The sequence below is a fragment of the Humidesulfovibrio sp. genome (assembly GCF_031082295.1).
Taxonomy (GTDB): domain Bacteria; phylum Desulfobacterota; class Desulfovibrionia; order Desulfovibrionales; family Desulfovibrionaceae; genus Humidesulfovibrio.
On sequence record NZ_JAVHLD010000006.1, the window covers coordinates 112,222 to 135,722 of the forward strand.

Genomic DNA, 23,501 nt, shown 5'->3' on the forward strand with positions numbered 1-23,501 from the left:
ATGAGCGCCGATAAGAGCGAACGCATTTATGTCTCCGGACCTTCGGTGACAGACCTTGAGATACAATACGTGGCCGAGGCCGCCCGCACCGCCTGGTTCGACAAGGCCGGGGTGTTCAACTCCCGTTTTGAGAAGGCCTTTGCCGACTACGTGGGCGTGCCCTTTGCCGCCAGCCTGCCCTCCTGCACGTCCGGGCTGCATCTGTCCCTGGCGGCCCTCGGCGTGGGCCCTGGTGATGAAGTCATCGTGCCGGACTTGACCTGGATCGCCTCTGCCGCCCCCATCAGCTACGTAGGTGCCACTCCGGTTTTCGCAGACGTGGACCCGGACACATGGTGTCTCAGCGCGGAATCCTTCGCCTCCTGCATCACGCCGCGCACAAAAGCGGTTATCCCGGTCGACCTGTACGGTGGCCTGCCCGACTACGATGCCATCCTGGCGGTTGCAGAAGCTTTTGGGATTCCCGTCATCGAGGACGCCGCCGAGGCGCTGGGCAGCCAATGGCGGGGTCTCAAAGCCGGCAGCCTGGGGCGCACCGGAGTGTTCAGCTTCCACGGTTCCAAGACCATGACCACCGGCGAGGGCGGCATGCTCGTCACCGGGGACGAGAAGCTCTTTGCGCGCGTTCAATTTTTGCGGGACCATGGCCGCATTCCCGGCGATGTGTCCTTTGTCAATGCAGAGGTGGCCTTCAAGTACAAGATGAGCGCGCTCCAGGCGGCCTTCGGCCTGGGCCAGATCGAGCGCATTGAGGAGCTCATCGCCAAAAAACGCAAGATCTTCTCCTGGTATTCGAAGCGACTGGGCGGCGTGCCGGGGCTTACGCTCAACGCCGAGCCCGAAGGTGTGCTCAATTCATACTGGATGGTCACCGTGGTCCTGGATGCGAGCCTGGGCCTGCCCAAGGCGGAGCTGATGCGCCTGTTCAAGGAGCGCAACATCGACACGCGGCCTTTCTTCAGCCCGCTCTCTTCCATCCCGGCCTATGCCGAGACGGAGCAGGGCCGCCTGGCAGCCAAGCGCAACACGGAGTCTTATGCACTCGCTCCTTGGGGTCTGAACCTGCCCTGCGGCCTGGACATGACCGAAGCCAAGGCAGAGCGCGTCTGCACGACACTCTTTGACATTCTCCACGCCCGCACCGGGCGCTGATAGGAACCGGAAGGAGCAGCACATGGAAGTCGTCATCCTCTGCGGGGGCCTGGGCACCCGCCTGCGCGAAGAAACCGAGTTCCGCCCGAAGCCCATGGTCGGCATAGGCACTCGGCCCATTCTTTGGCACATCATGAAAACGTTTGCGTCCCAGGGGCATAGTAATTTTGTTTTGGCCCTCGGCTATAAGGGCGAAATGATCAAGGACTACTTCCTCAATTACGAGGCGATGAACAACGACATCACCATCGAGCTGGGCAAGCCGCTCAATGCCCAACTGCACTCCTGTCACGAAGAGTGTGGCTGGAAGATCACCCTCGCCGATACCGGCCAGCAGGCGCTCAAGGGCGCGCGGCTCAAGAAACTGGAAAAGTACATCCAGGGAGACACCTTTCTTTTGACCTACGGCGACGGCGTGGCCAATGTGGATCTGGCCAAGCTTATCGCCTTCCACAAGTCTCATGGGAAGATGGTCACCATCACCGGCGTGAATCCGGCCTCGCGCTTCGGCGAGCTGAAGATCGAGGGCGACAACGTTACCTGTTTCCATGAGAAGCCAAAAGGCATGGGCGCCCGCATCATTAACGGCGGATACATGTGTCTAAACCGTGCCATCTTCGAGCGTCTGAGCGTGGACGATTCCTGCGACCTGGAGTACGGCCCGCTGGAACGCCTGGCCGAGGAGGGTGAGCTCATGGTCTACCGCCATCCAGGCTTCTGGGCCTGCATGGATACCCTGCGCGACACCGAGTATCTGAACAAGCTCTGGGAAACAGGCCAGGCCGGTTGGAAGGTCTGGTAGCCCTGGCCTGAAGCTCCATCCCCGTAGCTCTATCGCAACAGGCTTCCCTCGTCCCTGGCGCCTTGCCAGGACCTGCCATGTGCGGGTATACGGGGCCGACCGTCGGCTTTGGCGGTCGGCTAACAGGGAGAATGAATTGAGCGAGCGGAAGACGAGCGGGGTCCAACACTCCTTGCGCTTGATGAAGCGCAGCCTGGGCTATTTTCTGCCGTACAAGAAGCGCATCATGCTTGGCGTGATGGGCATGCTGGTGGTGGCGCCATGTGCTGCGGCCTCGGCCTGGCTGGTCAAGCTTGCCGTGGACGACGTGCTCATCAAGAAGGACATGCTGGCGCTGCAGATGGTCACCCTTGGCGTCATCGGGCTCATGACCCTGAAGGGCGTGTTCCGCTTCATCCAAGTCTACTACATGAACACGGCCGGTCTTTACGCCATCAATGACATCCGCAAGGATCTCTACGGCCGCATCATGTGCCTGCCCATGAGCTTTTTCAACGACACCCAGGTGGGCATGCTCATGAGCCGCATCCTGAACGACGTCGGGCTGGTGCGCTCAAGCCTGCCTTCGCTCATCATGCTCATCCGCGAGGTCTTCTCAGTCATCGGCCTGACCTTCTATGTCTTCTATCTGGACTGGCAACTGGCCTTTTGGGGCGTGCTGGTCATGCCCGCGGCCCTGTACCCGTTCATCACCTTCAGCAAGCGGCTGCGCAAGCTGTCGCGCATGGCCCAGTCCACCGTGTCGGATGTTTCGGTGCTCATCCAGGAGGGCCTGTCCGGCATCAAAGTCATCAAGGGCTTTGCAACGGAGTCGCGCGAGTCGAAGCGTTTTGATGGCGAGACGCATAAAAACGTCGAGGTGGCGCGCAAGCAGATCCGCGCAACCGAGCAGTCCTCGCGCATCATGGAGATCATCGGCTCCTTCGCCGCCGGGCTGGTGCTCTGGTATGGCGGCACCCGCGTCATCAACGGCGACTTGACCTCCGGCGCGCTGCTCTCGTTCCTCACCTCCCTGGCGCTCTTGTACGAGCCCATCAAGCGCATCAACGCCAGCAACATCGACCTGCAGATGGCCCTCACCGGGGCCGAGCGCGTGTTCGAGATCATGGACATGTCCGCACTGGTGAGCGAGAAGGGTGGCGAAAGGACGCTCGACGAGCCTTTCCGCGAACTGGCCTTTGAAAACGTGACCTTCAGCTACGACGGCACGCCGCGTCCGGCTCTGGAAAACCTGGACCTGGTGGTCAAGGCCGGGGAGCGCGTGGCCATCGTCGGCGCCAGCGGCTCGGGCAAGTCCACCCTGGCCAACCTGCTGCCGCGCTTTTTCGATCCCCAGGAAGGGCGCATCACCTTGAACGGCCACCCGCTCAAGGAGTACGACCTGAAGAGCCTGCGCCGCGCCACGGGCATGGTGGCCCAGGACACCTTTCTGTTCAACGCCACCGTGGCCGAGAACATCGCCTACGGCGCCACGCGCGACTACAGCCCCGAAGAGATTCAGGCCGCCGCCAAGGCCGCCTACGCCCACGACTTCATCCTTGAGCTGCCCGAGGGATACGAGACCATGGTGGGCGAGCGCGGGGTCAAGCTTTCCGGCGGGCAGAAGCAGCGCCTCACCATCGCCCGCGCCATCCTGAAGAATCCGCCGCTCCTGGTCCTCGACGAGGCAACCAGCGCCCTGGACACGGAGAGCGAGCGCATAGTGCAGCTGGCGCTGGAAAACCTCATGCTCTCGCGCACCAGCGTGGTCATCGCCCATCGGCTGTCCACCATCCTCACCGCCGACCGCATCGTGGTCATGGACAACGGCCGCATCATCGACCAGGGGCCGCACGCGGCGCTGCTCACCCGTTGCGAGATCTACCAGCGCCTGTACGAGATGCAGTACGGCTGCGCCAGCCCGGATTAAGCCATGCCCAGCCCGACCTCCTACCGCATCGACGGCCTGAGCGGCCTGAACCCCAAGCGCATCCTGTGCTGCCAGCTCCGGCAGATCGGCGACGTGCTGCTCTTGACCCCCAGCATCCACCTGCTGAAGAGCCGCTTTCCCGATGCCGAGATCGACGTGCTGACCGAGAAGAAGTGCGCGCCCGTGCTTGAAAACAACCCCGAAGTGGCGCACGTCTGGGCGCTGGACCGCAAGCTCGGCCTCGCGGACAGCCTGAAGTTCTATCGCCATGTGGGCACTGGCGGCGGCCGTGGCCGCTACGACCTCATCGTCGACTTCCAGCAGCTGCCGCGCATCCGCTGGGTGCTCATGCTGTCCGACGCGCGCGTGAAGCTCTCCTACCCGCCAGCCTGGTACAACCGGCCCTTTTACACACACTGGGCGCCCGTGAGCGGGCCATACGCCGCCAAGTGCAAGGCCGGGGTCCTCATGCACGCCTTCGGCATCGCCTGGAACAACGACCCGCCGCGCCTGTACCTCACCGACGCCGAGAAGACCGAGGCCGCAGGCCTGCTGCACGGCTGGGGAATCCTGCCCGAGCACACCCTCGTCACCGTGGACGCCACCCACCGCCGCGGCACGCGCCTGTGGCCCGCCGCCCACTACGGCCGCCTCATGGCGCTGGCCGCAAGCGTCCGCCCGGACCTGCGCTTCCTGCTGCTGTTCGGCCCCGGCGAGGAACAGCTCGTGGCCGAGGTGCGGCAACTCGCCCTGGCCTCCGGCCTGGACGCGGGCAGCCTCATCCTGCCTGAACAAATGCTCTCCCTGCGCCAGATGGCGGCCGTTCAGTCCTGCGCGCACCTGCACCTGGGCAACTGCTCCTCGCCCCGGCACTTCGCCGTGGCCGTCGATACGCCCACCCTTACCGTGCGCGGCTCCACCAGCAACGCCTGGACCTTCCCCGGCCCGGGACACGAAGACATCAGCCTGGGCCTGCCCTGCCAGCCCTGCAACGAAACCGGCTGCCACCTGAACATAAAATGCCTCACCGACCTCGCCCCGGAAGCCGTGCTGCCGCGACTCCTGGCCATGCTGGAGCAATAAGCCCAGACCGCCGGAGGCACCCCAGGCTCCCGGACCCTGGCCGCCGGGGCATCCCGGGCTGTTACCCCAGCAGTCCGCCGGGTCGGCTGAGGCCGAGGGTTTGGTAGACGCGTTTCATGTCGAGGTGCTGGCGCAAGCTGGCGGCGAGGCGTTCCAGGTCCGGCTCCAGCCCGAAGCGAGTCTGCGGTTCGCGCAGGGGGTCGAGTCCTTTGGCGCGTCGCAGGTCGTCGAGGAAGGCTCTGCGGAACTCGTCCTCGTCGAACACGCCGTGCAGGTAGGTTCCCCATATTCTGGGCAGCGCCTCGGGCGGGCTGTCGAGTCCGAAGCTCAGGGGCTGGCCTGCGGCGTTTTGGGCCAGGGTGATGGTGCGCTGCCCGGCCGTGTCGACGATTTCGGTCTGGCCGTGGTGGATTTCGTAGCCGGTGAGGGTTTTGCCGGTGCGCAGGCAGGTGGCGCTCATTCGCGTGAGGGTCTTGTCGCGTTCAAGGGTGGTGGCGAGCGGCAGCAGGGCGAAGCCGTCGGCGGTTTTCTGTGTGGATTCCAGGCCGAGGGGGTCGTCCACGCGCAGGCCGAGCATTTGCAGGCCCGCGCAGATGCCGACGACGCGGGTGGTTTCCGGAAGTCCGCGCAGGGCGGCGGCAAAGCCTGCGCCGCGCAAGAAGCGCATGTCCTCGATGGTGTTCTTGCTGCCGGGCAGGATGACGGCGTCGGGCGCGTGGCCGTCGAGGGCGAGTTCGCGCACGTCGCGCACGAGGCGCAGGCGCACGTCCGGCTCCGCGGCCAGGGGGTCCAGGTCGTTGAAGTTGGAGATGCGCTGCGGGACCACGACGGCGATGTCCAGCGCGTCCGGCCGCTTGTCGGCTTGGGCCGAGGCGGTGTTGCGGATGCCGAGGGAGTCCTCCTCGGGCAGGTTCAGTTCCGGCAAAAAGGGCACCACGCCGAGCACGGGCCTGCCGGTGCGGCGGTAGAGGAAGTCCAGGGCGGGCGCGAGGATGCTGGCGTCGCCGCGGAACTTGTTGAGCACGTGCCCGGCCACCAGGGCGCGTTCCTCGGGGTCGAGGATGTCGAACGTGCCGGACAGGGCCGCGAAGACGCCGCCGCGGTCGATGTCGCCCACGAGGAGCACCTTGGCTTCGGCGTGCCGGGCCATGGCCATGTTCACAATGTCCTGGGACTTGAGGTTGACCTCGGCGGGGGAGCCCGCACCCTCCAGCACCATGAGCCCGTGCTCGGCGGCGAGGGAGTCGTAGGCCTGCGTGGCGGCGCGCCAGGCCTCGGGCTTGTAGTCGTAGTACTGGCGCACGCTCATCTGGCCCACGGCGCGGCCCAGGACAACCACCTGGGAGCCGGTGTCGCCGGTGGGCTTCAGCAGCACGGGGTTCATGCGGGCGTCGGGCGTCAGGCGGCAGGCCTGGGCCTGGGTGGCCTGGGCGCGGCCGATCTCGCGTCCGTCCGGGGTGACGGCGGAGTTGTTGGACATGTTCTGGGCCTTGAAGGGCGCCACGTCGAAGCCGTCTTCCAGGAAGATGCGGCACAGGCCGGCGGCGAGCACGCTTTTGCCGGCGTTGGAGCAGGTGCCCTGCACCATCACGGCGGGAACCTTCCGGGTCTTCACAAGGGTTGGCGCCTTGACGGTGCCGGAGAAGCGCCCCAGGGCGTCCACCAGCCGGGCGTTTTCGTCCGCTGTGCGCACGGCGATGCGGAAGTAGCTGTCGTCCAGGCCTTCGAAGTTGGCGCAGAGGCGGATGGCCAGCCCCTCGGACAGCAGGCGCTCGAACAGCGGCTTCGCGGTCATGCCCACGCGGTCCAGGCGGCAGAGCAGGAAGTTGGCGTTGCCGGGGAACACGCGCAGGCCGGGTATCTCGCGCAGCTCTGAGGCCAGCTTTTGGCGCAGGGCGGCCACCTCGCGCACGGTGCGCTCCTGGTATTCCAGGTCGCGCAGGCAGCGCGCGCCGACGCGCTGGGCCAGGGTGCCCACGTTCCAGGTGGGCAGGCGGCGGCGCAGGCGCAGGATTGTTTCCGGCGCGGCGAAGCACAGCCCCAGGCGCAGGCCGGGCAGGGCATAAAATTTCGTCAACGATGAAAGGACGATGACGTTGTCCGGCCGCAGGCGCACCAGCCGCCCCATGCCGCCCGCGCCGTCGGGCTCGCGGCCCGTGCCCTCGTTTTCGATGTCGGGCACGAAGTCGGCGAAGCTCTCGTCCACCACGAACAGGCATTTGGGGAAGGCCTTGGCCAGGTCGCGCACGTGGCGCGCCGGGATGCAGACGCCGGTGGGGTTGTTGGGGCTGGTGAGCATGACCACGGCGGGCGCGGACAGCATGCTGGCCAGGCGTTCCAGATCCGGCGCGAAGCCGTCCTGGGCGTGGCAGGCCAGCTGTTCCACGTTCAGGCCCGCCAGGCGGCAGCAGCGGTCCACGTCCACGTAGGCGGGCACCGGGATGATGGCCCGCTTGAAGCCCATGCGCGCCGCCAGGTTGCACACGGCGGGCAGCAGCTCGGAGGCGCCGTTTCCGGCGCACGCCTGGGTGGGCCAGACCTTGTAGCGCTCGCAGGCGGCCAGGGTCAGGTCCGCCGCCTCGGGGTCCGGGTAGTGGACCACGTCGACCAGGGCGCTGGCGATCTCTTCCGCCAGCCAGGGCGGGGGGCCAAGGGGGTTGATGCTGGCGGAGAAGTCCACGAGCTTGCCGGGGTCGATGCCCGCTCGCTCGGCGAGCTTGTACACGTTGCCGCCGTGGGCGTAGCGGTCGGCCTCGGTCTGCTGGCGCTGTCCGAGGGAGGGAGCGAGGCCGGATGCCAGGCCGGATGTCAGGCCATCGAGGGTGTTCTGGCGCATGAGCGCTCCTTGGCGATTGGTGGCGTGTGTTGGGGTGCCGCCTGATTGATGTAGCGTGGATGGGCCGTGGCGGCAAGCGCGCGACCGCTCTTTCAGGACATGGGCGCGGAGCCGCCTGGGGGGGGATGCGGCTAGCCGAAGGCTGCCATGTTTTCCGGCGCGCGGGCGGCCTGTTCGCGGCCCTGCCAGGCCGGGGGCGGATCGCCCGCCAGGGCGCTCTCCATGCCTTGGCGCAGGGGCGCCAGGGCGCGCACAACGTCCGCCGGATCGCCGCCGGGCTGGATGTCGGGCAGTTGCGAGGGGTCGAGCTCCAGGGAAATGGTGCCTGCGAAAGGCTCCCCGCCGACGCCCGCCCCGCCGAGCTCGGCCAGGAAAGGTCCCAGGGGCAGGGCGCCCCGGCCGGGCGGCAGGTGCTCGGTGTAGCCCAGGGCGTCGGAAAAATGCACATGCCGCAAGAGCCCGGCCGGTATCTTGGCCATGTCGGTGAAGAGATCGCGCCCGGACACCCCCAGGTGGCAGACATCCAGGGTCAGGCCCAGGTCCTTGGCCAGGCAGTCGGCCACCAGCTCCGCGAAACTGTCCTTGCCGAACAGCCCGCCGCTTCCTGCCCAGGGCAGGTTCTCCAGCGACAGGCCGACGCCCGGAGCCGCGCCCAGCAGTCTCGGCAGCTCCACGGCGCGGGAGAACCAGCGGGTCTGGATGGCGTCGCGCAGGGTTCCGGCGGGCGGGTGCAGGGTCACGTGGACGCTTTGGCCGTTGGCCGCGCCAACCAGCCCTCCGGCGAGGTCCACCGCCGCGCGCCAGGCGTCCAGATGCCCGCCCCAGGCGCTCCAGTTGCGGAAGGGCGCGTGCACCACCCGCACGGGGCAGAGGGCGTGGGCGGCGTCGATCTCCGAGCCGGGGGCAATTCTGGGCGAGCCCATGACAAGGTCCAGCCCGGCGAACCCCGACGCCTGGGCGATGGCCGCGATCTGCGGCAGGGGCAGGTGGAACAGGCAGCCCGTGGACATGACGACCAGGGGAGTCGACTTGGCCTGAGCGGGGCTTGCTTGCGCTGCTGCCTGGGGGTGCACGGGCTCGTCCATGCTCCAGTCTAGGCACCGCGCGGGTCAAGTCTCAATGCAAATCCGGGGAACGGCGGGCTGGCGTTGGTGAACGGCCACCCGCTGCGGCGAGCGTTTTCCACCCGCTCCGGCAAGCCTGCGCTCGCTTCCTCGTCGCCGCTTCCGGGTTGACAAAACCCCCTGGCGCGCCAATATCCTCCAGACACATCGCACGCGCAGGCCCAGGCGGCCGGGGAGGATACATATGGCCGGAAAATGGCGGCTCACAGTGGACGAGGCCTTCTGTGCCTCGCACCAGTTGCGCAACTACAACGGCAAGTGCGAGCACCTGCACGGACACAACTTCGGCGTCACCGTCGAGGTGGAAGGCGACAGGCTCGACCCGGCCGTGGAGATCCTGGTGGACTTCGGCGAGCTCAAGCGTCTGACGCGAGAGGCCGTGGGCACCCTGGACCACAGCCACCTGAACGACCTGCCCGCCTTTGCCGAACGGAACCCCTCCAGCGAGAACCTGGCCCGGCACCTCTTCAACGAGATCCGCGACAGGCTCGTGGTGGCCGCCCCGAACGCGCGCCTCGTGAGCGTCAGCGTGTCCGAAAAGGGCACCTCGCGCGCCACCTACTTCGAAGACAGCCAGGAGGATTGATGCGCCTGCTCGTCCAGCGGGTGAGCCGCGCGCGGGTGGAAGTGGAAGGCCGGAGCGTGGGTCAGATCGGCCAGGGGCTGCTGGCACTGGCGGGCTTCGGCAAGGCCGACACCCTGGCGCTCCCCGGCACGCGGCTTTGGAACACCCTGTGCGCCAAGCTCCTGGAGCTGCGCATCTTCCCGGACGACGCGGGCAAGCTGAACCTGAGCCTCGCAGACACCGGCGGCGGGCTGCTGCTCGTCTCGCAGTTCACCCTCTACGCCGATACCCGCCGGGGCCGCCGCCCCAGCTTCACCGACGCCGCACCACCGGACGTGGCCCGCGCCCTGTTCGAGCGCCTGGCCACGGACCTGGCCGCCCAAACGCCCGGGGACTTCGCCCAGGGCGTGTTCGGCGCGGAGATGCTGCTTGATTTCGTGAACTGGGGGCCGGTGACCATCCTGCTCGATTCCGACGAATACGCGGGCTAGCCGCCGGCTTCAGGACGACGCCCGCTGTGCTACGCGGGGCCGCGCTCGGCGAGCTTGCGGTCCATTTCGCGCAGGCGCTCGGCCATGTGCGCCAGGATGATCTCGTTCAAGGCGGCCTTCAGGGCGGCGCGGTCCGCAGGCTCAAGCTTGCTGAAGAGGGCGGCGTCCAGGGCCAGGCAGACCGACGAGGCGACGGCCTTGACCGTGGCCGAGCGCGGGCTGCCGTCAATGAGCCCCATCTCGCCGAACATCTCGCCGAAAGCCTTGAGCGTGTGCACCACAACGCCCTGGTGCTCCACCGAGAGCTCGCCCAGCACCAGGAAATACAGCCAGGAGTCCTGCGCGCCCTCCTCGATGATGACCTCATCCTTGGCATACTTGCGCAGCCTGGACAGCCCCACCACCTCGGTCAGCAGCTTGTCCCCGAGGGGGGCCAGGGCCGGGATGTTGCGCATTTTCGTAATGATATCTGCGGCGCTTGGCTCTAAGGGAATCTCGCGCATAATGGACCTCGCTCATCAGGGTTTCTATTCTGCTACACCATGTGCGCAGCGCCATCAAGCCGGAATAGACTTGGACCAACCCCGCCCAGCCCCTTGCGCCCTGATCGGGCGTGGTTATCCTTGCCGTATGAAACACCTCGTCTGCCCCAATTGCCACGCCGTGAACCGTGCCGACGACAGCCGCATCGGCCAAGCCGTGTGCGGCAAATGCGCCAAACCCCTGGCCGCCACCGGCGTCCTGCACCTGGACGCGCCCCTGCTCGACCGCCTGCTTGCCAAGGACGAGCTGCCCCTGCTGGTCGACTTCTGGGCGCCCTGGTGCGGACCCTGCAAAATGATGGCGCCCGCCTTCGATGAGGCCGCGCGGCTGCTCGGACCCGCCGTGCGCCTCGGCAAGGTCGATACCCAGCAACACCAGAACCTCGGCTCGCGCTTTCATGTCCAGTCCATCCCCACCCTGGCGCTCTTCCGCGCCGGCCGGGAAGTCGACCGCGTGTCCGGCGCCATGCCAGCCATGGAGATCGTGGCCTGGACCAAAAGCCGACTGGGCTGAGCCAGAGCCGGAGCCCGTAGCCTGGGATGCCTCCGGCGGCCAGGGGCACTGCCCCTGGACCCCGGTCAATGGATTGATTAAATATTATTTATTTTAGGCATGTTAGACTTGAAAAACCGTCTCGAACTGCCAGGGCTCCCAAATCTATTCACTACCGAACAGGCTGTTCGTCCTGCAGCAAGCGCAGCACGAATGGCAGCAGCCGGTCCGCGATGATTCGTGCGCCCTCGGCATTGGGATGCGCGCCGTCGGCCTGGACGTAGCGCGGGTCGCCGCGCACGCCGTCGCCGATGCGCGGATAGTACGCCACGCCATGCTTTTCCGCCAGGCGCCGGTAGATGCCCTCGAAGGCCGTCCGGTAGGCGTCCGTGCGTTTGATCCCGGCCCCGATTCCCGTCAGCAGGATGCGCGAGCCCCGCTTGCGCGCAAAAACCAAAACGGAGTCCAGGTTGGCTTCCACCCTTTCCAGTGCAAGCCGCTGGATCGCGTCGTTGGCTCCTAGTTCGACGATGAGCAGGTCCGGGGCGCGTGAAGCTTGCGGTGGGTAGAGGTCGGGCAGGCGAGCCAAGCCGCCTGCGGTGGTGTCGCCGCTGAGCCCCGCATTGACGACCTCGGACGGATGCCCGGCCCCGGCCAGCAGTCCTTGCAGCACAGCCGGGAAGGCCCGCTCGGCAGGCAGGCCGTAGCCTGCGGTGACGCTGTCACCCAGCACCAAGACCAGGGGCCGAGGGGGCTGCGCCGATGCGGGCACTGCGGCCCAGACCGCAAGCAGCGCCAGGGCGATTCCGAACAGGCGCGCCCTAGGCCGCATGGTCGCTCCTGCGCTGGTCCAGGTAGTACATCACCGGCACCACCATGCGCGAGAACAGCGTGGCCGCCACTTCTCCGGCCAGAAGCGAGAGGGCCAGTCCCTGGAAGATGGGGTCGAACAGGATGACGAAGGCCCCGGCCACCACGCTGATGGCGGTGAGCAGCATGGGCCGGAAGCGCACCGCCCCGGCCTCGATGACCGAGTCCTCCAGGCTGTGGCCCTCCGAGCGCCGAAGGTTAATGAAGTCCACGAGGATGATGGAGTTGCGCACCACGATGCCCGCCCCGGCGATGAAGCCGATCATGCTGGTGGCAGTGAAGAACGAGCCGGAGAGGGCGTGCGCCGGGATGATGCCGATGAGCGAGAGCGGGATGGGCGACATGATGGCGATGGGCGTGGTGTAGGAGCCGAACCAGCCCACCACCAGGATGTAGATGAGGATCATGACCACGCCGAAGGCCAGGCCCATGTCGCGGAAGACCTCGTAGGTGATCTGCCACTCGCCGTCCCACTTCATGCTGAAGTCGGCGCTGGAAAAGGGCATGCCGGTGCGCAGGCGCGGCAGCTCGCGCCTGTCGGAGGCCGAGGTCTGCCACGCGCCCTGGCCCTTGGCGGCCAGCTCGTCCAGGGCCGTGTCCATGCGCGCCATGCCGTACACAGGGCTTTCCTCGCGTCCGGCCATGTCGCCGGTGACGTAGACCACGGGCAGCATGTTCTTGTGGTAGATGGCCCCCGGCGTGGCGGCCTGCTCCAGGGTGGCCACCTGATCCAGGGACACGGCCTTTCCTCCGGGCGCAAGCCCCCCGCGCACCGGCACGGCCGCCAGTTCCGAGGCCGATGCTCGGCGCGACAGCGGCAGGCGCACCACGATGGGCACGTCCTCGCGCGTGGTGGGATCGTGAAGCAGTCCGGCCTTCTCGCCGCCAAGGCTGGCCGAGACCACCAGTCGCGCCCGGTCCGGGTCCACGCCGTTCTTAAGGGCCTTGTCGGTCTGCACGCGGATGCGCGTCTCCGGCCTGGGGTCGTCCACGAACCAGTCCACGTCCACCACATTCGGCGTGGAGGCGAAGACCTCCTTCACCTGCCTGGCCACGCGCTCGCGGCCTTCCCGCGTCGGTCCGTAGATCTCGGCCACCAAGGTTTGGAGCACCGGAGGCCCCGGCGGCACCTCCACCACCTTGATGCGGGCACCGAGCTTGCTGGCCGTAGGCAGCATGGCCTCGCGCACGCGCTTGGCGATTTCGTGGCTGGAGGCGCTGCGCTTGCCGCGCGGCACCAGATTGACCTGGATTTCGCCCTGCTCCGGGTTCTGACGCAGGTAGTAGTGGCGCACCAGCCCGTTGAAGGAGAATGGCGCGGCGCAGCCCGCGTAGAGTTGTGCGTCGGTGACCTCCGGCTGGTCCAGGGCGACTCGGGAGAGCTGCTCCGCCGCCGAGAGGGTGCCCTCCAGCGGCGTGCCCTGTGGCATGTCCACCACGATTTCGAACTCGGCCTTGTTGTCAAAGGGCAGCATCTTCACCAGCACCAGCTTAAGCGGGAAGAACAGCACCGCCCCCGCGAGCAGCCCGCCCACCGAGAGCAGAAATTTGCGGCGGTAGCCCGGCTCGGTGATGAGCCTGCGCATGGTGCGGCGGTACATCTGGGTGAAGCGGTCATCGTGGGTCTCGTGCTCGCTGTTTCCGGCGGGCTTGAGCAGCTTGAGCGATGTCCAGGGCGTGATGACAAAGGCCACGGCCATGGAGAGCAGCATGGCCACGCTGGCGCCCACGGGCATGGGCCGCATGTAAGGTCCCATGAGGCCTCCAACGAATCCCATGGGCATGATGGCCGCGATGACCGTGAAGGTGGCCAGCACGAGCGGGGCGCGCACCTCATTCACGGCTTCGGTAATGACTTGGACAAAGGGCCTGCCCTGGGAGCCAGGCAGGCGCACGTGGCGCACGATGTTCTCAACGTCCACGATGGGGTCGTCCACCAGGATGCCGATGCAGAAAATGAGCGCGAACAGCGTAACCCGGTTGAGGGTGTAGCCCAGGAACCAATATGTCGCCAGGGTCACGGCCAGGGTCACGGGCACGGCAACCATGACCACGTAGCTGGCCCTCAGCCCCAGGAACATGGCCACGATGGCCCCCACGCTCACCGCCGCAATGAGCAGATGCTCCAGCAACTCGTTGCTCTTGTCCTTGGCCGTTCGGCCGTAGTCACGCACCACGGTGGCCTGCACATCGGAAGGGATGGCGAAGCCGCGCAGGGACTGGATGCGTTCCAAGGCCGCCTCGCTGACCTTGGTGGCGTTCATGCCCGCCCGCTTGGCCACGGTCAGCGTCACAGCAGGGAGCAGGCGGCCCGGCGCCTCTGCGATGCCCTTGCTTGCGGCCTTGGGGCCGGGGGCGAAGAACACGTAGTCGCGCGGCTCCTCAAACCCGTCGCGCACGTTGGCCACGTCGGCCAGGTACACGGGCCTGCCCTCACGCATGGCCACCACCACGCGGGCCACGTCCGCCTCGCTGGACAGGAAGCTGTCCAGGCGCACGCCGAAGGTGGCCCCGCCCGAAGTAAGCGCCCCGCTCTGGGCGGCTTGATTCTGCGAGCGGATGGCCTCGGCCACGTCCAGGGCGTCCAGGCCCAGGGCGCGCAGACGGTCGGGATCCACCTCGACCGTGACGGCACGGGTGCGTCCACCAGTGAGCGTGACCTCACTGACGCCAGGCAGGGCGCGCACGGCCTCGGCGGCCTCGGCCGCCACCTGCCTGAGCGTCCTGCCGTCGCGGTCCTCGCCGTGGAAGCTCACGGCCAGGATGGGGACGTCGTCGATGCTGCGGGGCTTGAGGATGGGTTGGGAGCAGCCAGGCGGAATCCAATCCAGGTGCTGGTAGAGTTTGGCGTAGGTCTTGACCACGCTCTTCTCGGTGTCCTGGCCCACCTCGAAGCGCACGATGGTCAGGGCCTTGCCGTCCATGGCCGTGGAGTAGACGTACTCAACGCCCGGAATCTCCCACAACAGCTTTTCCATGGGGCCGACGACGCGTGTCTCGACCTCGGCGGGGGTGGCGCCGGGCATCTCCACCATGACGTCGATCATGGGGACGATGATCTGGGGTTCTTCCTCGCTGGGGGTGCTGACGATGGCAAACAGGCCCAGCAGCAGCGCCCCCAGGATGACCAGGGGCACGAGCTTGGAGTCCACAAAGGCCGCAGTGAGCCTGGACAGGACATGGTGGTCCGGGGGATTCGGAGCCTGCTGCGGAGAGTTCATAATAGCCTCAGGGCTTCGCCGGGGCGATGCGGTCGCCCTCGCGCAAGGTGTCCGGACCGCCTGCGGCCACGATCTCGCCTTCGGCCAGCCCGGAGAGCACCTCCAGCATCACACCTCCGGACTGCTTCGGGTCGTTCAGCATCTCGGCCTGGGCCTGCACGATGTAGGACTGGCCGTCCAACTCGGCCTTGAGGTAGGCACTGCCAAGTTTCACCAGCCGCAGGCGCAGTACGTTTTTTTCGTCCACGCCCAGCACCGTGGCCAACTCGCCACGCTGACGCACTGCGGCGGCGGGGATGAGCAGCTTCTTGGCGCGGGCCACGGGCACGCATACCTTGCCGAACATCCCGGCATGGGGCTGGGCTGCGGCAACCGGTTCGGTGGCGTTGGCGGGCGGAGATGAAGTCGGGGCTGCCTCGTAGGCCGCCTTGACCTTGAAGGTGCGCGTGGCCGGGTCCACCCGTCCCACCACGGAGGTCAGCCGCGTGATGAAGGGCGCGGGAGAGACCGAGGGCACCAGTCCCAGCACCTGCATGCCCTGGCTCACCTGGGGCATGAGGCTCTCGTCGGCCTGGGCCTCCAACTCGTATCCGCCCTGTACGTCGTCGATGGCGGCCAGGGGCGACCCTGCGTTGACGAAGGCTCCCTGGTCCACGAACCGGCGCGAGAGCACGCCTCGGAAGGGCGCTGTGACCAGGCTGTAGCCCATGAGGCTCTTGGCCTCGGCTCCCTGGTGCCCGGCTGCGGCGGCCCCGGCGGCCATGGCCTGCTCCTGCTTCTTCAGGGCTTGATATTCGGTACTTGCGCGGTCCAGTTCATCGCGGCTGATGACCTGTTGGGCGAAGAGCTTCTGCATGCGCTCCAAGTTCGTCTTGGCCATGTCGCGCCGGGCGGCCAGGGCTTGGCGCTCCAGCCCGGCCTGCTGGACCGTGGACTGAACGGCCTGTACCCGCTGGCGAATCTCTGAGTCGTCGATGCGCAGGATGGGCTGGCCCTTTTCCACGATCTGGCCTTCCGCAGCCAGCACCTCCACCACCGTGCCGGAAATCTTGCTGGAGAGGGTAACGCTATTGCGCGAGCGAACTTCGCCGGGCAGGCTACGGCACTCGCGGGCATCGTACAGGGTGGCACGCACGGTGGGTACGCTTGGGGCGGCTTGCGGAGCCTGCTTGTCTGCACTGCCGCATGCGGGCGCCAGGGCAAGGCAGGCAAGGGTGAGGAGGCGCAACCAGAGGCGCGGGGCAGGACCGAGTGGCAACATGGTCGCTCCTTTCCGGCCGGAAGAAGAGGCCGACGCCATTTTGATGCCCTGCCGGGGTACGCAAGTCAATGCCGTGCATGGTCCGGGGTCGAGAGGCTCGGCACTCTGGCCGCGCGGACAGCGACTATAGAGGGAAATTCTCCTCCCCCGTTTGCGGTCAAGGGAAGAATTGTAGCACCCGAGAAGAAAAGCCCTGGCCCCTCATCTCAAGGCTGCTCACTGCGAAATATCACGACGCATAATTGCGCACCGTTTCTCAGGTGGTTATTTTACTGCTGACGATCGAATCGCAGCCCGACCGAGCCCTGCCCGGCAAAGTAGTAGTGCTCGCGAAGTGGTCTGCAAGGTCCATCTCTTTCAAGTCAGCGTGCTCCCACAGCGGTGCACACGGTGGGGGCGACAGCCCACGGATTCACCGTTTGGATTATTGTTGTTGAGAGGCTTCAGAAGCCCTCATGACTTGATCCAGCTTACTGGTTGCTCTGCTGAGCAGTTCCTGTGCCTGTGAACTTTTATTCCGGTACTCAAGCAGCGCCATAGGGCTTTTGTCCGCGATAAATCTTTTGATGGCCTCAAATGATTCCGCGTGCGCCGTATATGCGGCAATCAAATCACTTTTTCCGTCTTTCAGTAAGTTTTTCACTTCAGCGGGCAAGGCTTCGGGAATACTTGCCTGAGCCAGCGATTCTACGGCGCGCAGGCTTTCATTCTTCGCCTTGTCGGTGAGGGACGCCAGCGTGATAGAGCCCTCGCCCCCTTTGATGACATTTATCGCTTCATCTTTGGCCAGCTTGACGGCCTTGTCCGCGAGACTTTCGACATTCAGGATGTTTTTACAATAGGCCTCCAGCGCAGCTTTTTCGCTGGGTGAAAGCGTAAAGCTGGGCAGCTTCTGCGGCTGCTCCGGTGCTGTTCCGCTTGAGCAGCCACACAGCGCCAAAACCATGCAGGTGAGTGCAATTCTCAATAGTTGCCTCATAATGTCTTTCTCCCATTTGTTGTGATCGTGCGCCGTGCGTTGATACGCAGATTCTCCTGTCAGGCCGATGCGGACTGGGGCGCTGCCCTCACACATGCTGCCGCCTCGCGCGCCAAAGCTTGAAGCCCTCGAACCAGCCGATGCTTGTTACGCCAGCAAGCACGCACAGGCCGAGGTCCAGGGGCCGCAGCGCGGCCAGGTGAAGCAGGCTGCGAAGCGCCGGGACATTGAGCACCAGGACCAGCATCACCGTTGCACCGCCCACCACCCACCATAACGCAGCGTTGGGTTCCCGGAACATGGCGGCCATGCTGCGGACCCAGGAGCGGTTGGTCAAAATTAGCCCCAGGTTACCCGCCACCAGTGTGGCGAAGACGAAGGACCGCCGAGTGTCCTCCTGTGGCTGGCCAAGAACGCCCGCCGCCCAGTACATGAGCAGCAGCCCGGCCAGGACGGCGCCACCCTGCAGCAGGCTGATGGTCAGCACCCGCGCGTTGAAGAGCCGCTCGTCGGGTTTGCGCGGGGGACGGAGCATGATGTCCTTTTCCGCGCCTTCGGCCTCGAAGATGAGGGAGCAGGCCGGGTCAATGATGAGTTCCAAGAAGACTATGTGCACCGGCAGCAGCAAGAGCGGCCAGTCGGAGAGAAAGACCGGTATCATGGATAGCCCCGCGATGGGCACGTGGATGGCCAGGGTGTAGCCCACGGCCTTCTTGATGTTGTCGTAGATGCGGCGGCCCAGGCGGATGGCCTGCACGATGGAGGAGAAGTCGTCGTCCAGCAGGATCAGGGCCGAGGCCTCACGCGCCACGTCCGTACCGCGGCCGCCCATAGCAATGCCGATGTGTGCGGCCTTGAGCGCCGGGGCATCGTTGACACCATCGCCGGTCATGGCCACGATCTCGCCGTTGGCCTTGAGCGCATTCACCAGGCGCAACTTCTGCTCCGGCACTACCCGGGCGAACACGTCGATGCCGGGGATGCGCCGCGTGAGCATACCGTCGCTCATGGCGTCCAACTCCGGCCCCGTGATGACGCCTTCCGCGTTGCGCAGCCCGATCTGCCTGGCGATGCTCCGTGCCGTGTCAGGGTGGTCGCCGGTGATCATGATTACCCGGATGCCGGCCGTGTAGCATTCCTGGACCGTTGAGGGAACAGCAGGCCGGATAGGGTCCTCCAGGCCCACGAGGCCGAGGAACTCGAAAATAAAGTCGTGCTGGTCGCCGGGCAGAGCGGCCTGGGCCCAATGAGCCCGCGCCACCCCGAGCACGCGCAGCCCCTGCCCAGCCATGCGGGCCACCTGGGCGACCATGGCTGCGATGGGTTCCGGCCCCAGGTGACACAGCTCGGCAATGGCCTCTGGCGCGCCCTTGGCTGCCACGATGAAACGTTCACCATCCGCTGCGCGCCAGACGTGGGAAAGGGCCAGCAGCTCGGGTGAAAGGGGATAGTCGCGCACCATCGTCCATTGCTCGTGCCAGTGCTCCGTCTTGCCCAGGTGCTCGTCGCCCAGTTGCCGCAAGGCGCGCTCCATGGGGTCGAAAACCTCCCTCTTGCTTGCCAGCACCCCATACTCCAGCAACGTATGGAAGCGCTCCTGTAGGGTTGCGCCTGGGTTGGCAACGAAGGTCTGGCCGTCTGCGCACAGCTGGCGTACGGTCATCTGGTTGAGAGTGAGGGTGCCGGTCTTGTCCGTGCAAAGCACCGTGGCCGCTCCCAGAGTCTCAATGGCGGGCATTCGTCGCGTGAGCACACGGCTGCGGGAAATGCGCCAAGCGCCAAGGGCCAGGAAGATGGTCAGAATGACCGGAAACTCTTCCGGCAGCACGGCCATAGCCATGGCTATGCCGGCAAGCATGCCCTGCACCCAGCTTTGCGCTGTGTTCCCGCGCGAGACGCCATAGGCCACAATGACTACCACGCATAGGCCCAGGCCTATGGCGGCCAGCTGCTTGACCATGCGGCCCGTCTCGCCCTGCAGCGGCGTCTTCTCCTGCTCGATGGTCTGGAGCGCCTTGCCGATCTTGCCAAGCTCCGTGCGAATGCCGGTGCCCACCACCTCGGCCAGACCCTGCCCCCTGGTGATGAGCGAGCCTGAGAAGACGTCAGGCAGGTCGTCGCCGCCGGGCTTCCCTGTTTGCGTGGCCGACTCGGAACTGGCCTTGCGCACCGGCACGGACTCGCCCGTCAGCAAGGACTCATCTGCATAAAGATTGAGTGTCTGGCGCAGGACGGCGTCTGCCGGGACACGGTCGCCCTCCGAGAGCAGGAGCAGATCACCCCGGACAACCTCGCGTCCGGCGATGCGCCGCTGCTGCCCGTCTCGCAGCACCAGGGCGCGGGGGCTGGAAAGGTCGCGCAGGGCGTCCAGGGCCCGCTCGGTTCGCCGCTCCTGCACGATGGTGATGCCCATGACCACGAAAACGAAGCCCAGCAGCATCAGCGCGTCCGAGAGCTCGCCCATGAGCAGGTACAGGCTGCCGCATGCCACCAGCAGCAGGAACATCGGCTCGCGCATGACCTCCAGGGCGATGGTGAACACGCCGCGTCTGGTCCCGTGCGGCAATTCGTTGAAGCCCTCGGTCTGCTGGCGTCGGGTGGCCTCGGCTTCGCTGAGGCCGGTGGCCTGTGCGGGGTCAAATATCTGGGGGGGCATGGTCATCCTGTCGCCGAAGGCGTTTTGCGGTTGGTGTGCCGGGTGGCACAGGTTCTGGCCTTGGCCACCCGGCTGATTCATGGCCTAAAAGTCGAACAGCTCGGAGAACATGGACTTTTTCTTGTGGTGGCCAGAGCCGTGCTTGTCACCGTGATGGCCGTCGTGGTGGCCGAACTGGGGGTGGACAGGGGGCTGCTGGTACACGGGCTGCTGCTGAGGCGCGTAGCCCTGTGGGGCAATAGGCTGCGGGGCGGCTGAGGGTGTCAAGGCGGTCGCCCTCTCGATGATTTTGTCCAATTCGCCCCGGTCGAGCCAGACTCCCCGGCATTTGGGGCAGTAGTCGATCTCGACGCCGCTGCGTTCCGTCATCACCAGGGACACGTTGCAATGGGGGCAATTCATAAAATCTCCTCCGCGTATGTCAGCTTGTTCGGGTGAAGCCTATTTGGCTGGAATCCTGACCCTGTCGTCGTCAAAATCAAGGCCCGCCGCTCCGGGGTGGCAGGCGATGCAGTTCGCCAGCCCGCCCACGCCTTTCCTGGCCAAGACATCCGGTGCGAGCTTGCGGTGTTTCCTCTGGATGTAGGGCACCTCCGCCACCCTGGACGGCGAGGCTCCGCCTAGGCTGCGCATCACCTTTCTGCCAAGCTCTGATGAGGATACATCCGCCGCGCCTGACAGCAGGTGGTCGGACACGGCCCTCTTCTGCTGTTCTGAAAGCACTACTTCGCTTCCGAAGTGGTCGCCAAGGGACGCGAGCGTGTTTTTCCACGATTTCTTTGGGAGCAGTTGAGGGGCATAGGCCCAATGGCAACTCCCGCAGGCTGCGGCATAGGCGCTGTTGTCTCCCGCGATTTGCCCCTTGGGTCTGCCGCCATGTTCCTCCTCCTCCCCGTGATCATTTTCTTTTGAGTGTTCACGCTTTCCACGATGTTCAAAGTAGTCATCTGCAACACAGTAGGCTGTAAGGGAGATGGCGATGGTGAAAATGGCTAGAGTCAAAAATACATGCTTCGTCTTCATGGTTCCTCCTGAGGGGCGTGCCTAGACCACATGGAGAGGCAAAGACCACGGCTGGGCGTCAACAATTTCAAGACTCTACCAACGTCCATGACCACTGCCTCCCTCTCACTAGAGCGAGGTCATCCATGCGCCGAGAGGAGGGAAAACAGCCCAACGACATTTGTGTTCACACCGATCATCCGCAAAGCGAAATCATGGGCGCGACGCCGAAGCAGAAGCAATAAGAGAGAGAGGGTGCCCGCCAGCGCTGCCAACTCCAGCAAAACATTGTTGTGACGCAATAGGTCGTTCCAGGAGAACGTGTGCGCAAAAATGGCGTGGTCCCCAGGATGGTGCGTGAGGACGAAGAGCAGGCTTATACCCAGCAATGGCAACACAAGGGTGGCGACAAAAATTTCCTCGTGTCTATGCCAAAGTTTCGATAGGCTTTTTGAGAAGAGTGTCAGGACAATTCCAAGCCCGAGCAGTCCGGCAGCTGAGACGTCATGGAGCACAAGTTGGGCAAGGCTGTCGGAGAGCGGCCCCAGTTCCCAATGGCCCAGGCCAAAAGCGCCGAGCAAGAGCGCAAGCGCGGTCAGAGCGCCGCCCCCAAGCGCCACCCTGCTGGCAGTTCCAAACTGCTGGAGCAATTCGACCGCGCCACTGAGTCCGTGGCGGTGCAGGCCCGTGAGTGTGCCCAGGCACACGCCGGTCAGCGTCACCACGTGGTGGGCGGCCATGAGGCCGAGATAGGGCAGGACGGTCTTCCAGCCGCCGTGGCCGTAAGCCGCCGGGATGTGGCCGAGAAGCCCCGCGCTGTAGAAGGTGGCCAGGAAGGACCAGAAGAAAAGCGCCTGCCCAGAGAGCAGCACCGTGAGCAGGAACGCGGCCCAGGGAAAGGCCGCCACTGTCAGCACGGGCAGGATGCGGCCATACAGCCAGGGGTGGGAGACGAGCTTCTCCCCGGTGCGGCGGCGCAGCCGGAAGCGGTAGCGGAGGTGGGCCAGCACGGAATCCGGGTAGCGGTCATGGCGGAGGCTCAGGCGGGGTTCGTTGGCGAAGCGTGCCACCTCGCGGGCGCGCATGCAGAACTCGAAATCGTCCATGTCCCAGGGGATGTCCTCGGCCAGCGGCCCGGTCAGGGCGAATATCCGGCGCGGGATGACGCAGTTGCAGAACGGCACCTGGTACCAGCACACCGACTCGCGGCACTGGTTGACGTGGGACTTGGTGCCAGCCCCGAACTTGCTGCGCGAGACGGCGTAGACCAGCCGCGCCTGGGCCCCCTGGGCCACGGGACGCTCCGGCCCGGTGAGGATGGTGTCTCCGTCTGGGGCCAGTTCAAGGGCCGTCTCCACCCAGTGCGGGTCGGGGATGGTGTCGTCGTCCAAAAGGCCCACCAGTGCGCCGTGCGATCTGGCGATGCCGATGTTGCGCCGCACGTTGGCGTGACGCGAAGCGCAGGGGACCAGGGCCAGGGCGAAGCGAGACGGCTGGAAGTCCACCCCCTCCACGTCGCCCACGGCGAAGACCTCAAAGGGCTGTGTCCCGGACTGGGCCTCCAGCCCGCGCAGGCAGGCATCCAGGGCCTCCGCCCGGGTCGCCGCGATGACGATGCTGAGCAGCGGCGCCTGGGTCAGCATGCGCCACCCACAATGCGCCGGGCCAGGATGCCAAGCCCACGGACCGCGAGTTCCGGCAGCATGCCCGGCGTGACGGCGATGGCCGTGTGCATGGCGCAGGACCAGGTGCAGTTGCACTGGCCCGGCCCCAGCCGTGTGGCGCGGAAGTCCTCGTAGGATTTCCCGGCCAGGATCGGGCGCGGGTCGTAGCCGGTCTCGCGCAGGTTGCCGATGCAGTGCCACAGGGGTTCGCAGGGGAACGCCCGGCCCTCCTGGTCGATGACGAGCATGTGCCGCCCGGCCTCGCAGTAGCCGCCCGTGCTCCTCTCGCCGGAGGAGGCTTCCAGCAGCAGGCGGCGGTACATGCCCTTCACGGCCAGCATTCCGGCAACATGGAGGTCGGCCCGGCGGCGGCACGGGCTGGCCTTGGCCAGCGCCCGTTCGGCCCGCGTGGCGTAGGCGGCGGCGTCCGCATGCACGGCCCGATCCCCTCCGCTGGGCAAGAGCATCTGGGGGTAGGACACGCTCATGCGGTCGAAGGCGAAGGTGCGGGCCAGTTCCGCCAGCACCTCGTCCAGGCGCTCGGCGTTGTCGGGCAGGTACAGGGTGCTGCCTTTGATGCGCAGGTTGGGGCGCCGTTCCCGCAACTCCGCCATGGCGCGGAAGCTCTCCTGGGCCTTGGCGAACAGCCCCGGCACCTTGCGCGAGGCGTCGTGCCGCTCGCCCAGGCCGTCCAGGGAGAGTTGCAGGTCGAAGGCCACCTCTGGGTTGGTGGCGGTGAGCCGGTCCATGACCGCGTGCATGGCCTTGGTGAAGGTGAAGTTGGAGGGGATGTCCACCACGCGCACCTGGCAGTGGTCGATGAAGGATGACCGGCCCGAACCGGCCCCTGG

19 protein-coding genes are annotated in these 23,501 nt (G+C 66.0%); 7 read left to right on the forward strand and 12 right to left on the reverse strand.

Going from position 1 to position 23,501, the window contains the following annotated elements:
* The 4 genes from RDU24_RS05590 to RDU24_RS05605 all read left to right on the forward strand — a co-directional run bounded on the left by RDU24_RS05590 (position 1) and on the right by RDU24_RS05605 (position 4,946).
* The gene (locus RDU24_RS05590; protein ID WP_308734756.1) at positions 1-1,152 is read left to right on the forward strand and encodes a DegT/DnrJ/EryC1/StrS family aminotransferase; all 1,152 of its coding nucleotides are present in this window, start codon (positions 1-3) and stop codon (positions 1,150-1,152) included.
* Between the two features lie 22 nt (positions 1,153-1,174).
* Positions 1,175-1,954: a glucose-1-phosphate cytidylyltransferase gene (rfbF, locus tag RDU24_RS05595; RefSeq protein WP_308734757.1), complete on the forward strand. Its 780-nt coding sequence runs from the start codon at positions 1,175-1,177 to the stop codon at positions 1,952-1,954.
* Positions 1,955-2,090: 136 nt separating this feature from the next.
* Positions 2,091-3,863 carry an ABC transporter ATP-binding protein gene (locus tag RDU24_RS05600; protein WP_308734758.1) on the forward strand — a complete coding sequence of 591 codons (1,773 nt, stop codon included), beginning with the start codon at positions 2,091-2,093 and terminating at the stop codon, positions 3,861-3,863.
* 3 nt (positions 3,864-3,866) lie between these two features.
* Positions 3,867-4,946 (forward strand): glycosyltransferase family 9 protein, encoded by a 1,080-nt coding sequence (locus RDU24_RS05605; protein WP_308734759.1) that lies wholly within the window; start codon positions 3,867-3,869, stop codon positions 4,944-4,946.
* Positions 4,947-5,007: 61 nt separating this feature from the next.
* Here RDU24_RS05605 and RDU24_RS05610 read toward each other — a convergent pair whose 3' ends face one another.
* Positions 5,008-7,782: a cobyric acid synthase gene (locus tag RDU24_RS05610; RefSeq protein WP_308734760.1), complete on the reverse strand. Its 2,775-nt coding sequence runs from the start codon at positions 7,780-7,782 to the stop codon at positions 5,008-5,010.
* A gap of 131 nt (positions 7,783-7,913) precedes the next feature.
* Entirely contained in the window at positions 7,914-8,867 is a 954-nt protein-coding gene (locus RDU24_RS05615) for a sugar phosphate isomerase/epimerase family protein (protein ID WP_308734761.1), read from the reverse strand.
* Between the two features lie 223 nt (positions 8,868-9,090).
* Here RDU24_RS05615 and queD point away from each other — a divergent pair, with 223 nt between their 5' ends.
* Together queD and dtd are read left to right on the forward strand one after the other, a co-directional pair.
* Complete coding sequence (gene queD, locus RDU24_RS05620) at positions 9,091-9,492, forward strand: 6-carboxytetrahydropterin synthase QueD (RefSeq protein ID WP_308734762.1); 402 nt, start codon at positions 9,091-9,093, stop codon at positions 9,490-9,492.
* On the forward strand, positions 9,492-9,962 hold the full coding sequence (gene dtd, locus RDU24_RS05625) for a D-aminoacyl-tRNA deacylase (protein WP_308734763.1): 471 nt from the start codon (positions 9,492-9,494) through the stop codon (positions 9,960-9,962). The genes queD and dtd overlap by 1 nt, the downstream gene beginning before the upstream one ends.
* Before the next feature lie 29 nt (positions 9,963-9,991).
* Here dtd and RDU24_RS05630 read toward each other — a convergent pair whose 3' ends face one another.
* A complete protein-coding gene (locus tag RDU24_RS05630) occupies positions 9,992-10,465 on the reverse strand; it encodes a cyclic nucleotide-binding domain-containing protein (protein ID WP_308734764.1) in 474 nt (157 codons plus the stop codon).
* Between the two features lie 127 nt (positions 10,466-10,592).
* Between RDU24_RS05630 and trxC the strand changes: the two genes are divergently transcribed.
* Positions 10,593-11,018 carry a thioredoxin TrxC gene (gene trxC / locus RDU24_RS05635; RefSeq protein ID WP_308734765.1) on the forward strand — a complete coding sequence of 142 codons (426 nt, stop codon included), beginning with the start codon at positions 10,593-10,595 and terminating at the stop codon, positions 11,016-11,018.
* A gap of 151 nt (positions 11,019-11,169) precedes the next feature.
* Here the strand turns inward: trxC and RDU24_RS05640 are convergent, their stop codons facing one another.
* The 9 genes from RDU24_RS05640 to RDU24_RS05680 all read right to left on the reverse strand — a co-directional run.
* Positions 11,170-11,829, reverse strand: coding sequence for an arylesterase (locus tag RDU24_RS05640; protein WP_305570506.1), 660 nt, complete (start codon positions 11,827-11,829; stop codon positions 11,170-11,172).
* Positions 11,819-15,088 (reverse strand): efflux RND transporter permease subunit, encoded by a 3,270-nt coding sequence (locus RDU24_RS05645; protein ID WP_308734766.1) that lies wholly within the window; start codon positions 15,086-15,088, stop codon positions 11,819-11,821. The genes RDU24_RS05640 and RDU24_RS05645 overlap by 11 nt, the downstream gene beginning before the upstream one ends.
* Positions 15,089-15,095: 7 nt before the next feature.
* Positions 15,096-16,349 (reverse strand): efflux RND transporter periplasmic adaptor subunit, encoded by a 1,254-nt coding sequence (locus RDU24_RS05650; protein ID WP_308734767.1) that lies wholly within the window; start codon positions 16,347-16,349, stop codon positions 15,096-15,098.
* Between the two features lie 424 nt (positions 16,350-16,773).
* Complete coding sequence (locus RDU24_RS05655) at positions 16,774-17,424, reverse strand: hypothetical protein (RefSeq protein ID WP_308734768.1); 651 nt, start codon at positions 17,422-17,424, stop codon at positions 16,774-16,776.
* Positions 17,417-19,984, reverse strand: coding sequence for a cation-translocating P-type ATPase (locus RDU24_RS05660; protein ID WP_308734769.1), 2,568 nt, complete (start codon positions 19,982-19,984; stop codon positions 17,417-17,419). The genes RDU24_RS05655 and RDU24_RS05660 overlap by 8 nt, the downstream gene beginning before the upstream one ends.
* Positions 19,985-20,068: 84 nt before the next feature.
* Complete coding sequence (locus tag RDU24_RS05665) at positions 20,069-20,386, reverse strand: TFIIB-type zinc ribbon-containing protein (RefSeq protein WP_308734770.1); 318 nt, start codon at positions 20,384-20,386, stop codon at positions 20,069-20,071.
* A gap of 39 nt (positions 20,387-20,425) precedes the next feature.
* Positions 20,426-21,007, reverse strand: coding sequence for a dihem cytochrome c (locus tag RDU24_RS05670; protein ID WP_308734771.1), 582 nt, complete (start codon positions 21,005-21,007; stop codon positions 20,426-20,428).
* A gap of 119 nt (positions 21,008-21,126) precedes the next feature.
* The gene (locus RDU24_RS05675) at positions 21,127-22,629 is read right to left on the reverse strand and encodes a glycosyltransferase family 2 protein (RefSeq protein WP_308734772.1); all 1,503 of its coding nucleotides are present in this window, start codon (positions 22,627-22,629) and stop codon (positions 21,127-21,129) included.
* Positions 22,623-23,501, reverse strand: an 879-nt coding sequence (locus tag RDU24_RS05680; protein WP_308734773.1) for an SPASM domain-containing protein, incomplete at its 5' end; no start/stop codon positions are given. The genes RDU24_RS05680 and RDU24_RS05675, both read right to left, overlap by 7 nt.